We start from the raw sequence: 12,872 nt of genomic DNA on the forward strand, positions 1-12,872 counted from the left end.
CTACCAGGCGAGCCGGGTCCAAGGGCTGTCGTCGCGGCTCAGCAGGCGCTCGGCGTGGATCTGGAAGGTGGTGACGTCCTGCGCGATCTTGTCGGCGTCCGGCCCGGCCATGCCCATCTGCCAGAACGCGCGCCCGAAGACGAACCCGGCGTTGAAGTCCGCCCAGGAGGTGTGCTCGGCGCGGGCGAGCTCCACCGCCCGCGCGATCGCCGCCCAGGCCTCCTCCGGCTGGACGAAGCCGGCGTCCACGAAGAGCCGGCTCACCTGGACCACCCGGGCCGCGTCCCAGCCCGCGATCGAGTTCGGCAGCTGCTCGGGCAGGTTGCGCCCCACCTCGTAGATGGTGTTGGTGTAGCCGCTGAAGTAGCGCAGCACGTCGTTGGCGACGAGCCCGTGCCGGCGCGCCTCCTCGGGGATCTCCTGCGCCCCGCGCCGCTGGACGGCGATCGACTCGCTGCGCTTCTTCGCGCCGTAGAACTCCCCGAGGTACGGGCGGACCACCTGGTAGATGCCCCGGTGCCCGGTGTCGAGCAGGTAGCGGTAGGTCTCCCGGGCGGAGGCGGTGTCCACCACGCCCCACGGCCCGCGGACCACCTTGGCGGCCGTCCGGGCGTCGGCCTCCATCGTCAGCGCGTTGATCGGCAGGTGGTCCTCCGACGCGTACACCGCGCCGAGCGCCAGGCCGCGTTCCTGCTCGACGGTCAGGGCCGGCGCGTCGGCCAGGGTGTTGTAGCTGAAGCTGAAGAGGCCCTTGAGGGAGCCGAGAATTCCCATGCGCTGCGTTGCTCCGCATTCGATCCGTCAGGGGCCGGAGACGGCCGGCCCCGAGTGGTGAGACATCGGTCGCGACGGGGGCCGGGCACTGAGCGGACCCGGCCGGCACGCCGCACACCGATCCTCGCGGAGCGCGCGACGGCGGGCATCGGTAGAACTACGCAACTCCCTGCGGAGCCGGGGGCCGGCCATTTTCCGGATCGGCCCGCGCACCGGCCGGCGAACTCCTACGATGGCCGAGGCGTGATCGCCAGGCTTCGGATCAGGGGGTCCCCATGCAGCAGTTCGTCCAACTCGCCCTGCCCGACGGCCAGCTGATCTGGGCGTCGGTGGAGCGGGCGGGCGGTCCGCGGGACACCGGACTCGGTGACCAGCTGGCCAAGCGGATCGACGGGTTCCAGGAGTCGCTGCAGGCGGTCGCGACGAACGTGCGCGACGCGGTGGCCAAGGTCGGCCCCCACGAGGTCAGCGTCGAGTTCGGCCTGGAGCTCGCGGCCACCGAGCACGGCGTCGTCGCCGCCGTGACCGGCGTCGGCGGCAAGGCCACCTTCAAGGTCGCGCTCAAGTGGACCGGCCGGGCTCCTGACGGGGCGTGAGGCCCCGACCGTCCAGCCCTTCCGACGCCAACAGGTGCCCGCCGTGCGCAAGCCGAACCCGCTCGCCCTGCTCCAGGCGCTGCTGGAGCAGTGCCGGGTGTCCGTGCGCGGTGCGGCGGACGGCGCCGGCTTCTTCGTCGCGCCGGGCTTCGCGGTGTCCTGCGCCCACGTCACCGGCAGCGAGCCGGGGACGACGGTGCGGCTGCACTGGGCGGGCGCCGACCACGAGGCGGTGGTCCGGGCGGCCTCCGCGGGCCCCGTCGGGCGGGACGGGGCGCTGTACCCCTTCCCGGACCTCGCCGTGCTGGAGCTCCTCGACCCGCCGGCCGACCACCCGTGCGTCTGGCTGGACCCCGAGCAGCCCGCCGCGCGGACGGCGCTCACCGCGACCGGCTTCACGGACCTGCTCGAACGGGGCGGGGCGGCCCCGCGCACGGTGGCGCTGACCGCGGGCGGCCGCACCGCCTACCAGGGGCACCCGCTGCTGGAACTGGTCGAGGGAGAGGTCAATCCGGGACTGTCGGGCGGGCCCGTGCTCAGCCATGCGACCGGCGGGGTCTGCGCGGTCGTCAAGGCCACCCGCCTGGAGGACAGCAGCCTCGGCGGCTTCGCCGTGCCGTCGGACGCCCTCCGGCTGCTCGACGCGCAGGTGTACCGGACGGTGATCGAGGCGCACGACCGCTTCCACGCGGTGGACCGGCGCTGGCACTCCTGCGCCGACCTGGTGGAGGGCGCCGTGGACGACGGGGCGCCGGCCGTCCGGGCCGCCGCGCGCCGGTTCCTGGGGCTGCTCGCGGGCCTCCCCGACGAACCGTCACCGCGCGCCGCGGCGCACGGTGCGGCCTTCCTCGCCGCCGCCGCGCCGGGCACCGCGCTGCCGGAGCGCCCGCTGCTGGCCCGGCGCGACGTGTACACCGAACTGGCCGCGCGGCTGGTCCTCGACGACGAGGTGCTCCCGTACGAGCTCGCCTACTGCGCCGACCTCGCCCGCGACCCGGGACCCTCGACGCCCGGCGGCGCGGCGGTGCGCGGACAGTTGCGCGACCACGTCCTGATCACGGCGGGGTGGCTGGGCCTCGGCGAGGCGGCGCGCGAGCGCCTGGCGGGCGGGTCGGGCCCGGCCCCGGTCCCGTCCGTGATCGGCCGGATCCGGCACTCGCTGCGCGACCGGAACCTCTACCACGTGACGGTCTGGCGCTACCGGTCCCCGCACGACATCGTCCCGGGAGCCCCCGACTCGCCCGCCCTGCCGCTGCGCGAGGCCCTCGCCCGGCTCGCGGAACTCCTGCCCGGGCAGATCGAGTTGATGGAGGCGACGGAGCGGCCGGGCCTGATCGAGCTGATCCTGCCGCAGGAGGCGCTCGACGAGGACTTCGCCGGCTGGCAACTGTGGCCCGACTGGTCGTTCTGGCGGCTCGGGTGCAAGTACCGCCTGGTGGTGCGGCCGCTGGAGCGCCAGGAGTCGCCGCAGCTCCAGCACGCCTGGACCCAGCGCTGGCAGCAGCTGGCCGGCAAACCGGTCGGCGAGTCGCTGGTCTGCGTCTGCGGCCGGGACCGCCAGCACCAGGCGGCGCTCGACGCGACGTTCAACAACGACCCCACCCTGGCCGCCCTCGCGCTGGCCGGGTCACCCGGCGCCGCACCGGTGGCCGAGGCCTACCGGGTGGCGGTCGCCTCCGGTGTCCCCATGATGGTCTGGCGGCAGGGCACCGAGCCCCGCCGGCCGGTGGACGGGCGCGGGTGCCAACTGCCGGGCCGGGACGGCGGCTGCGGACTGCCCGGCCGGACCGGCTGCCCCGACGGCGGCTTCCTGGCGCAGGCCCGCGCGGCCCTGGCCGGTACCGAACGCGACGACGTGCCGGCGCGGATCCTCGCCCTGCGCAACGCCGCGCAGACCGACGAGGCCCACGAGGAACACGTCGGCGCCCGCGTGGTCCTGCTCTGGGACGCCCCGGACCGACGGATCCCGCGCACCACTCTCGCCCCGGCCGCCCCGGCCGAGGAAGGACGCACCCCATGAGCTCGTGGCGGATCTACCAGGGCGTGGACCAGCCGCACGACGGCATCGCGAGCCTGCCGGCGCCACCCCCGTGGCGCGACTTCGGCTCCGGCGGGACCGTGACGCCCTTCGACCGCGAGGTCCCCGCCGCCGGCCGGCACCGCCTGCCGCGCGGCACCGCCTACCGGGCCGACGAGGGCACCATCGAGGCGGTCAACACCGCGCTGTACCTGCGCCGGCCGCTGCTGGTGACCGGCGACCCCGGGGTCGGCAAGTCGACGCTCGCCGACGCGGTCGCCCGTGAACTGCGCCTGGGCACGGTGCTGCGCTGGTCCATCAACAGCAAGACCACCCTGCGCGACGGCCTGTACCGGTACGACTCGCTGGGCCGGCTGGAGGAGGCCGGACTGGCGCGCCACCGGGCCGGCGGGAGGCCGACGGGCCGCACCGAGCTCGGCCGGTACGTCAGTCTCGGCCCGCTGGGCACCGCGCTGGCCCCCTACGCGCTGCCCCGGGTGCTGCTGATCGACGAGATCGACAAGAGCGACATCGACCTGCCGAACGACCTGCTCGACGCCTTCGAGGAGGGCGGTTTCGAGATCCCCGAGCTGGCCCGGGCCGCGGACCAGCAGGAGACCGTGCGGGTCCGGCCGGCCGGCGGCGGAGCGGCGGTCGTGGTGGTCCGGGGCGCGGTGCAGTGCCGGGCGTTCCCGTTCGTCGTCCTGACCAGCAACGGCGAGCGCGAGTTCCCGCCCGCGTTCCTGCGGCGCTGCGTCCGCCTCCACCTGCCGGCCGCGACCGGGGACGAGGACCGGTTGCGGGCGATCGTCGAGGCGCACCTGCCGGGCGTCGGCGCCGCCGCCGACGCGATCATCGCCGCCTTCCTGGACCGGGCCGCGACCGGCGAGCTGGCCACCGATCAGCTCCTCAACGCCGTCTACCTGATGAGCCGCACCGGTGCGGCCGGGGCACCGGGCCCGGACCGGCTGGTCCAGCTCGTGCTCCAGCACCTCAACGTGACGGCGCCGGTCGAGGCATGACCGACGAGGACGGCCTCGGGCGGCTCGCCGCGCTGCTCCGTTCGCTCGAACCGGACGCGCCGGCGCCGACCCCGCGCGAGGTCGCCGAACTCGTCTGGCTGGCGGGCCGGCTGCCCCGGGGAGCGATCCGCGGCGCGGCGGCCGGGCCCGACCGGCGGGCGGCGCGGCCCGGTCCGTCGGCGGAGCCGAGCACGGAGCCCGAGCAGCCCGCCGCGGCCGAGGAGCCGCAGCAGGAGGCCGAGCCGCCGGCGCCGGAGGCCGAGGACGGCTCCCGCGTCTACCTGCCCGAGGCCGCTGCGCCGGGAGCCGGCGCCGCCCCGTCCGGGCGCGCCGGTGCGGTCCGGGTGGCGGGCGCGGCCGTGCTGCCCCGCCGGCGCGAACTCGCCGGAGCACTGAAGCCGTTGAAGCGCCGAGTGCCGTCCGGCAGCAGGACGGTCCTGGACGAGGACGCCACCGCCGACCGGGCCGCGCAGGATGCGCGATGGCTTCCGGTCCTGGTGCCGGCCATGGAGCGCTGGCTCGACCTCGCGCTGATCGTCGACGAGTACGGCGAGGCAGCGGCCCTGTGGGAGCCGGTCGGCCGGGAACTGTCCCGGGTCTTCGCGGAGTCCGGCGCGTTCCGCGACATCCGGACCTACCGGCTGCGTCCCCGGGCCGACGGCAGCCCCGCCCTGGCCAGGGGCGCGCAGCAGGCCCTGCACACCCCGGCCACCTCGATCGGGCCGACCGGACGGACCGTCACCCTCGTGCTGACGGACGGCGTCGACCCCGCCTGGAGCGCGCCGGAGTTGCGCGGGGCGCTGCGGCGGTGGGCGCGCAACGGCCCGACGGCCGTGCTCCACACGCTCCCCGAGCACCTCTGGGCTCAGACCGCGCTGGCCCCCGAACCCGGGCGCTTCCGGAGCACCGGGGCCGGCGCGGCGAACGCGCTGCTGCGGTACACGCCGTACGCCCTCGGCGCCGACGGGCCGCGGGCCGGTGCGGTCCCGGTGCCGGTGCTGGGCATCCAGCCCGAGTGGCTGGCCCCGTGGGCGCGTGCGACCGCGAGTGCCGGCGCGTACGACGGGGCGGCGGTCCTGCTCGGGCCGCCGGACGAGTGCGCCGCCACGGCGCCGCCCGCCGGCGACCGGGCGGTCCGCTTCGCGGACTTCCTCGCCCAGGCCGACCCACGGGTGTTCCGGCTGGCGGCGTACCTGACGGCGGCGCCGCTGAACCTCCCGGTGATGCGGCTGGTCCAGTCGGCGATGTTCCCCGGCAGCCCGCCCTCCGACCTGGCCGAGATCGTGTTCAGCGGCCTGCTGCACCAGGTCCCGGGGGGCGCGGCCGCGGCGGCGGCCGACCCCCTCCGGCAGGCGTACGCGTTCGCACCCGGCGTGCGCGAGCAGTTGTTGAGCACCCTGCGCGGTGACGAGGCCGACCAGGTCGTCGCCGTCGTCTCCGCCCACCTGGCGCGCACCGCGCCCGCGGCGGCGGCCCGCTTCACCGCCGCGGTCGCGGACCCGGACGGTCGGCTGCAACTGCCGGGTGGCGCCCGCCACTGGGCGCGGACCCGCGGGCCGGGCAGACGGCGGCACCCGCGGGGGGAGGCGGCGGGCGCCGTTCGGTGGCCCGGCGCGGGCCGGCGCTTCCTGATCACCATCGGGGTTCCGCGCTCCCGGGACGCGGGCTCGGCGGACCCCGCTGCGACGGACCCGGGAGCGCACGGGCGCACGGCCTTCGATGATCCGGGCGACCTTGCCCGGGACGTGGCGCGGGTGCGCGCGGCGTTCGAGGGTCTGGGCTACCTGCCGGTGCTGCCGGAGCTGGCGGCCGGCCCGGACAGCGAGGCCGTGCTCCGCAGTGTGGACGCCTGGGTCGACCGGGCGGGACTGGGCCCCGAGGACGCCGTAGCGGTTTACTTCGCCGGGCACGCGGTCGTCACGCCGGACGGGGAGACCACGCTCCTGCTGGGCGACAATCTGTCCGGGAAGGCCTGGGGACTCACGGTCGCCGCCCTGCACCGGGCTTTCGCCGGGGGGATCGGCGGGCTGATGCTCCTGCTCGACACCTGTGCCGGGCCGCGCCCGGGCCGGTCGATGCTGGAGCGCCCCGAGTTGTGGGTGCTGGCCCATCTCGCCGGGGTGGCGGAGACGGGCCCCGAGAGCGCCTTCGTCCGTGCACTGACCCGGGAGCTCGCCGACCTGCGCGGCGGCTCGGTGCCGCCGCCCAGGATGGCCTGGGAACTCGCCGCCCGCCTGGACGAGAGGCTGCGCCTGGAGCGGTCGGCCGCGCCGGCGGAACCGCCCCGGTCGGGAACGGTGAGCTGGTACTCGATCGGTCGCGCTGCCGTCTCCTTCTTCCCGGAGCCGACACCGGACTGCCGTCAGCAGGCGGTCGCGCTCTGGGCGGAGCAGTCCGACGCCCTCCGGCGGCTCGTGTCCTGGCTGGGCGAGCGGGGGGACGACCACCGCCCGAGGGTCCTGGTCGGCGGACCCGGCACCGGGAAGAGCACCATCCTGGCGGAGCTCGCCGGGCAGGTGGGCGACTGGACCACGCCGGCCCTGGCGCACCGGACACCAGTGCTGCTCCAGGTGTCCGCCATGCCGACGGTCTCCCGGCTGCGCGCCCGCCTGGCCGCCCGGCTCGGCCTGCCCGACGGGACCGGGGCACAGCTCCTGGAACGGTTGCGGGGGCTGCCGGCCCCCCTGCTGATCGCGCTCGACGGGTTCGACGAGGCCCCACCGAGGGAACGGGAACGCATCGTGGCGGAGCTGCTGGGCCCGCTCGCGGAGGTCCCCACCGTCCGGCTCGTCCTCGGCACCCGGCCCGTGCCCCGGCTCGGACTGGACGCGGAGGTGATCGGCCTCGGCGCCACCAACACCGGCTTCGACATGGCGCTGATCTGGGGCGACGAGGCCCTGGCCCGCTTCGACTACGGGATGGCGGGGCACTACTTCCGCGAGGCCCTCGCCGTCGGCGAGCGGCGGGCGGACCACAGGCAGACCGCTCCCGGCCACGAGCGACTCGGTCGGCTCGCCGAGTACCAGGGGGACTTCGCCGGAGCCGAGCGGCACTACCGGGAGGCCCTGGCCGGTTACCGGCACCTGGGCGACGACTCCGCCGCCGCCGTCGGCCGCGCACTCGACGGTCTCGGGCCGGCCCGGCTGGTCGAGCGCTGTCTGGCCCGCTCGGCGGTCTCCGCCGAGTACCTGGTCGACGTGGCCAACGTCGTGCACACCCAGTGGATCGGCCCCGACGCCGCCCGCTCGCTGGAACGGTTCCGGCTGGTGGTGCAGGCCCTGGTCGAGCTCACCGGGGACCGGGACCTCGCCGTCTTCGCGGTGGTCGACCGGAGCCTGCGGGCCTCGGGCAGGGGTTTCGAGGACCCGCGCGACCGCCACACGCTCCGCCGCTGGGTCGCCCACGGCCTGGTGGAGGAGGTGACGCTCGCGGATGCGCGGATCCTGGACCTGGCCGACGCCCTCGGCCTCCCGGTCGTCAGCGGCGACTGGTTCCTCGACCACCGGGACGACTACCCGTGGATCCAGGGCGACACGGGCGGCTTCCTGGCTCCCCGCCCCGGCCACCGACGCGGGCCGGTGCTGCTCGTGGCCAACGACATGCGCGCCCGGGCCACGCGCGCCCGCCCCTCGGGGCGGCCCGCACCGGGCCGGTCCGGGCCGCGGCTGGTCACGGTGGTGGACCGCCACTGGAGCTGCCCGGAGCCGGCCTGCCGCGTCTACGACGCCCCGGGCGGCCCGGCCCGGGTGCCGCTCCTGCGCGACGGCGTGCCCACCTGCGAGCGGCACGGCCTGCACTTGGTCGACCTCGGTCCCCGTCCGGCCGCCGCGCTGCTCAAGGTGATGGTGCGGGGGGAGTGCGCCAGCCGCTTCACCGTCGAGGAGGGCACCCGCAGGACCGTGGGCCGGACGACGCTCGCCGACATCGACCTGGGCGCCTTCGACAACCCGCCGGAGTCCCGCACGCTCAGCCGGGAGCACCTGGTCATCGAGGCCACCGACGGGATCCTGACGGTGCGTGACACGAGTACCAACGGCAGCAGGCTGCGCATCCCGTCCGCCGACGGACAGTTCGGCGACTGGGAGCGCCTGCCCCGCCAGGAGCTCCGCCACTTCGCCCCGCGCCACGAGGTGGAGCTCGTCCCCGGCCTGGTCCTCACCCGCAGCGGCCGGAGCTTCCCCGCGGAACTGGATGCGGCACGGGGGCAGGGCGCGGCGGAGGTGTAAGGGAGCTACTGGTCGGCGACCGCAGGCGTCCCGTAGCGTGAGGACACGGCGACCACGCGCGGGCCGGCCGCTGTCCGCCGGACGATCGGGAAGGCCTTGTTCACCGGATTGCCGTTCGTGTCGAGCGAGATCAGTCCGCTCGCCCCGGAGACCGCGTTCGCACCGTGGAGCACGTGGATCAACTGCAGGACGTCACCTGCGGACACAGCAATGCTGGGGACGGCGGCACCTCTGGCGGCAGCGACAGCGGTGAGCACGGCGTCGTGCCCCGTGATCGCTTGGCCGTCGTCGAGCTTCTCGCCCGGGAAGGCACGGGAGAACTCGCCGTTCGGTTGGAAAACGGCGGTCGCCGCCGGGGCGAACGAGCTCTGGCTCAGCGTCCATGCGTCGGGTGCGGCGAGCGCGGTGTAGAGGAGCTGGAGGTCTCCGCGGTGCAACGCGAGGGAGACTGCCCCCGTATTCGCCGCTTGCTCGACGACCGACGCGTCGTCCCCGGAGACGACGGTGATGGGGGAGGCACAGGATCGGAGGGAGAGCGCGGAGAGGAAGTTCGTCAGATCCGAGCCCCGGCCGGCGAAGAGGACCACCTGAGTCTGTGAGGCGCAGATGTCCGCCGCCTCCCGGTCGAAGACTGCCGTCTCGTTCGGCTCTGCCGAGTCGTAGCTGCCGGGCTGTGACTCCAGTTGGCCGGACGGATAGATCCTGCGGTATGCGGCTGCGAGGTCACGCGCGTACAGGTCGTCGGTGCGCGAGTCCTGGATCAGCAATGCCCTGGCCTGCGGATCGCTCTCGTGGAGGTAGGCGCCCATGGCTTGGGCCTGGTCCGAGATCGAGGGTGACACCCGGACCAGTCCTGGGATTCCGGTCAGTTCGTCCGCGGTGAGGACCGAGGCGAAGGCGGGGATCCCGTCTTTGGTGAGGCGCTCGATGACGGAGCGGGTGGCCGTGGTGCTCGGGCCCAGGCCGACGGCGGCCACGATGTGGTCCTTCGCCCGGTCGCTTTCCAATCGGCCCAGCGTGTAGTTCCGTTGGTCGGCGGTGGTACCCGTATTGGCGATCAGCAGGCGGATGGTGGGGAGCCGGCCGTTGGCCGAGTGATTGGCGCTCCACTGGGCCAGGTAGGCGCCTTCCAGTTGGTGCCGGACGGACTCGGCGGTGGCCGAGTCGGCCGAGTCGGTGCCCATGGGCAGGAGGTAGACCACGCTCACCCACGGCGTTCCGGCCGAGCTCGGGGTCGCGCTCGTCACGTGCTGGTTCTCCGCAAGGACCTGGGCGGAGACGGCATGCAGGTCGGCGCCGAAGTCGAAGCTGCCGTCGGTCAGTCCGACGCACTCCCGGTCGGTGCCGACTCTCGCGACGCCATCGGCACACGCGGTGTCGGTGCGGCTGCTCCAGAAGTAGATCCCGGTGGCGGACAGCATCAGGGAAGCCAGCAGTGCGGCCAGCCGGTACCCCGAGAGCCATCGGCGACGAGGTGCCTTCGCCCGGCCGGTCAGGTCCTCGGCGAACCCGTTCCGAGCGGTCTCGACCGGACCCGCCTCCACCGCGGCCGGCACTGCCGCATTGCGGATGAACGGGTGCAGGTCGGCGGTGTCGACGGCGCGTTGGTTGGGGTGCGGCAGGCCCCGTGCGACCAGCCGTCGGCGCAGCTCCGGGTAGAGCATCCCCATGGTCAACCGGTCCGGTCCGTCGGGGATCCCGGTCCTGGTCAGTTCAAGCAGTTCGCCGGTGAACGAGGTGCACGCGCCCGACTGCTCGGCGAGCGGCGGTACGTGGGCCGTGCGGTTTCGGGTGGTCGCGGTGAGCGTGTACGTACCGGCGATGTGGGTGATGTCGGCGACGTCGTCGGCACCGAGCGCCTCGATGGCCTGACCGGCGAAGCAGCAGTCGAGGATGACCATCTTGATCCGGGCCGGGCTCTCCCGCAGGGCCTTGCGCACCCAGTCGAACGGCAGCCCGGTCACCTCCGGGTCGTCGGCCGCGGTGTCGGTGACGGTGAGGCAGAGCTCGCCTCGGGTGGTGAGCTTCCCGTGCCCGACGTAGTAGACCAGCAGGATGTCGCTGGTGCTCCGCGCGATCGCCCTGAGCCGCTGGGCCAGGCGGCCGGCGTGATCGGGGTCGGCGATGACCGTCAGGCGGTCCTCCGGCCAGCCGCACCGGTCCGGGTCGGTCAGCAGCTCGCGCATCCCTGCCAGGCTGTTGAGCGCTGCCGGAACTTTGGGGAAGTCGGGATCCTCGTAGCCGGCGACGCCGATCAGTACTGCTCGGGAGTGCTGGAAGTCCCTGAGGTCACTCGTCATCGTCGCCGGTCACGAGGGACTGCAGGACCTCCAGAGCCTGCTGGACGTGGGCCGCGTCGACATTGCGGGCCTGAAAGTGCGCCGTGCGGTTGTCGACCGAGACGGTGAGCGTCACGTCCGCGCGTCTGGTCCGCAGCCAGGTGACCAAGGCCTTCGCCAGGGCGACCCCGACACCGCCCGACCCGAGTGCCACGGTCACGGCCGCCAAGCCGCTGCCCAACTCGGTGGGTCCGATCGGTGCTTCCGCCCGGGTCAGGCCACCACGGAGCTGCGGCTCGTCCTGCAGCCAGTCCCACAGCGCCGCGAATTCCTCGACCTCGTCGCGGCCGCTGACGGCAACCCGCGCCTCCACCTGCACGCCCCCTCCCACCGCGGGTCACAACAGAGCCGGACCCGAGCCAGTCCGGCGACGGTACCACTGCGCGAGCGGCTCCTGCAGCGGAACCGGTTGCGCGTCCTGCGCCGGACGGACAGTCAAGGAGACCGGATGCGAGGCTGTTTGGCGAGAGCGACGGACCGCAGTGCAGGTGCTCCGTGCCGCGTCGTGGGGCGACCGGCCGCGGGCCGGCGGCCGACTGATGTTCCCTTCGCGTTCAACCGTGCGATCCCGCACGAGTCGCGTGCACCCCCTAGGTTCGCTCGGGGAGTGTGAGAAGGGGCTATGGGCGACGCACAACTTGCCGTACGGGCACGTGGTTTGACGAAGCGATTCGGTGACGTCGTGGCGCTCGACGAGGTCGGGCTGGACCTGGCGGCGGGGCGGATCCACGGGCTGGCCGGGCCGAACGGGGCCGGGAAGACGACGCTGCTCGGGTTGCTGCTCGGGCTGGCCGTGGCGGACGGCGGCGAGTTGGCGGTGCTGGGCCGGCCGGTGGGGCGCGCGCTGGCGGGGCCGCGGCAGGTGGCGGGGTTCGTGGACGGGCCCGGGCTGTACCCGTCGCTCACCGCGCGGAAGAACCTGGCCGCGCTCGCGGCGCTGCACAGCGGCGGCGCGCGGGCGGGGCGGATCGACGCGGTGCTGGCCGAGGTCGGGCTGACGGACGTGGCCGACGACCGGGTGCGGGGGTTCTCGCTCGGCATGCGGCAGCGGCTCGGGCTGGCCGCCGCGCTGCTCACCGAGCCGCGGCTGCTGGTGCTCGACGAGCCGTCCAACGGCCTGGACCCGGCGGGCAAGCAGCACGTGCACGGCGCTCTGCGGCGGCTGGCGGACGAGGGCGTGACCGTCGTGCTCTCCAGCCACCGGATGGACGACCTGGAGGCGCTCTGCTCGGACGTCACCATCCTGGCGGCGGGCCGGGTGCGGTTCTCCGGGGCGCTGGAGAAGCTGGCGGCCGACAGCCCGGAGCTCGAGCACCGGCTGCTCACCTCCGACCCGCAGGCCGCGCGGACGGTGGCCGCCGGGGTGCCGGGGGTGCGGGTGGTGCCGGGGGCGCAGGCGCACCGCGGGGCCGGGACCCTGGTCGTGCGGGCGTCGGCGCCGGGGGTGGAGCAGTTGGTGGGCGCGCTCGTCCATGCGGGCCTGGGCGTGCGCGAAGTCGCGCCCGTGGTGGCGCCGTTGGAGGCCGCGTTCCTCGCCCTGACCGATCAGCAGTAGGAGGACGGGCGATGAGCACGGCAACGGCGGTGGCCGGGAGCACCGGTGCGCAGGCGGCGGAGCAGCGGGTGCCGGTGCGGCGGGTGTACCGGTTCGAGCTGGTCAAGCTCGTCTCGCAGTGGCGGATCCGGCTGCTGGTACTGGCCTGCTGGACCATGCCGGGGCTGTTCGTGGCAGCGGTGGCCCAGCAAGGCACGCTGCCGTCCGACACGCTGTTCGGCCGCTGGATGCACGCCACCGGCTGGGCCGGTCCGCTGGTGGTGCTGGGCTTCTCCGGCTCGTGGGCGCTGCCGCTGCTGACCTCGGTGGTCGCGGGGGACGTGTTCGCCGCCGAGGACCGCCT

The 12,872-nt window shown here is 74.8% G+C and carries 8 protein-coding genes and 1 pseudogene; 6 read left to right on the top strand and 3 right to left on the bottom strand.

What is annotated here, in order from left to right; translation table 11 throughout:
- Positions 1-774 carry a DUF1266 domain-containing protein gene (locus ACFW1A_RS14495; protein ID WP_380408779.1) on the bottom strand — a complete coding sequence of 258 codons (774 nt, stop codon included), beginning with the start codon at positions 772-774 and terminating at the stop codon, positions 1-3.
- A gap of 275 nt (positions 775-1,049) precedes the next feature.
- Here ACFW1A_RS14495 and ACFW1A_RS14500 point away from each other — a divergent pair, with 275 nt between their 5' ends.
- Genes ACFW1A_RS14500 through ACFW1A_RS14515 form a run of 4 tightly spaced genes read left to right on the top strand, consistent with a single transcriptional unit; the run spans position 1,050 to position 8,635 of the window.
- A complete protein-coding gene (locus ACFW1A_RS14500) occupies positions 1,050-1,370 on the top strand; it encodes a CU044_2847 family protein (RefSeq protein ID WP_380408781.1) in 321 nt (106 codons plus the stop codon).
- Between the two features lie 43 nt (positions 1,371-1,413).
- The gene (locus tag ACFW1A_RS14505) at positions 1,414-3,390 is read left to right on the top strand and encodes a trypsin-like peptidase domain-containing protein (protein WP_380408783.1); all 1,977 of its coding nucleotides are present in this window, start codon (positions 1,414-1,416) and stop codon (positions 3,388-3,390) included.
- Complete coding sequence (locus ACFW1A_RS14510; RefSeq protein ID WP_380408785.1) at positions 3,387-4,409, top strand: AAA family ATPase; 1,023 nt, start codon at positions 3,387-3,389, stop codon at positions 4,407-4,409. The genes ACFW1A_RS14505 and ACFW1A_RS14510 overlap by 4 nt, the downstream gene beginning before the upstream one ends.
- Complete coding sequence (locus ACFW1A_RS14515; RefSeq protein WP_380408787.1) at positions 4,406-8,635, top strand: SAV_2336 N-terminal domain-related protein; 4,230 nt, start codon at positions 4,406-4,408, stop codon at positions 8,633-8,635. The genes ACFW1A_RS14510 and ACFW1A_RS14515 overlap by 4 nt, the downstream gene beginning before the upstream one ends.
- A 5-nt stretch (positions 8,636-8,640) precedes the next feature.
- On the opposite strand, the gene ACFW1A_RS14520 is transcribed toward ACFW1A_RS14515, so the two are convergent.
- On the bottom strand, positions 8,641-10,935 hold the full coding sequence (locus tag ACFW1A_RS14520; protein WP_380408789.1) for a caspase family protein: 2,295 nt from the start codon (positions 10,933-10,935) through the stop codon (positions 8,641-8,643).
- Complete coding sequence (locus tag ACFW1A_RS14525; RefSeq protein WP_380408791.1) at positions 10,925-11,293, bottom strand: hypothetical protein; 369 nt, start codon at positions 11,291-11,293, stop codon at positions 10,925-10,927. The genes ACFW1A_RS14520 and ACFW1A_RS14525 overlap by 11 nt, the downstream gene beginning before the upstream one ends.
- 303 nt (positions 11,294-11,596) lie before the next feature.
- On the opposite strand from ACFW1A_RS14525, the gene ACFW1A_RS14530 reads away from it, so the two are divergent.
- Positions 11,597-12,529: an ABC transporter ATP-binding protein gene (locus ACFW1A_RS14530; protein WP_380408793.1), complete on the top strand. Its 933-nt coding sequence runs from the start codon at positions 11,597-11,599 to the stop codon at positions 12,527-12,529.
- A gap of 11 nt (positions 12,530-12,540) precedes the next feature.
- Positions 12,541-12,872 (top strand): annotated as a pseudogene (locus ACFW1A_RS14535) (ABC transporter permease); the annotation flags it as partial.

It is taken from the genome of Kitasatospora sp. NPDC058965 (genome assembly GCF_042741245.1).
Taxonomy (GTDB): domain Bacteria; phylum Actinomycetota; class Actinomycetes; order Streptomycetales; family Streptomycetaceae; genus Kitasatospora.

Coding starts and splice junctions, on each gene's coding strand:
- ACFW1A_RS14515 (WP_380408787.1), top strand. CDS start 4,406: ATGACCGACGAGGACGGCCTCGGGCGGCTCGCCGCGCTGCTCCGTTCG.
- ACFW1A_RS14500 (WP_380408781.1), top strand. CDS start 1,050: ATGCAGCAGTTCGTCCAACTCGCCCTGCCCGACGGCCAGCTGATCTGG.
- ACFW1A_RS14495 (WP_380408779.1), bottom strand. CDS start 774: ATGGGAATTCTCGGCTCCCTCAAGGGCCTCTTCAGCTTCAGCTACAAC.
- ACFW1A_RS14510 (WP_380408785.1), top strand. CDS start 3,387: ATGAGCTCGTGGCGGATCTACCAGGGCGTGGACCAGCCGCACGACGGC.
- ACFW1A_RS14530 (WP_380408793.1), top strand. CDS start 11,597: ATGGGCGACGCACAACTTGCCGTACGGGCACGTGGTTTGACGAAGCGA.
- ACFW1A_RS14520 (WP_380408789.1), bottom strand. CDS start 10,935: ATGACGAGTGACCTCAGGGACTTCCAGCACTCCCGAGCAGTACTGATC.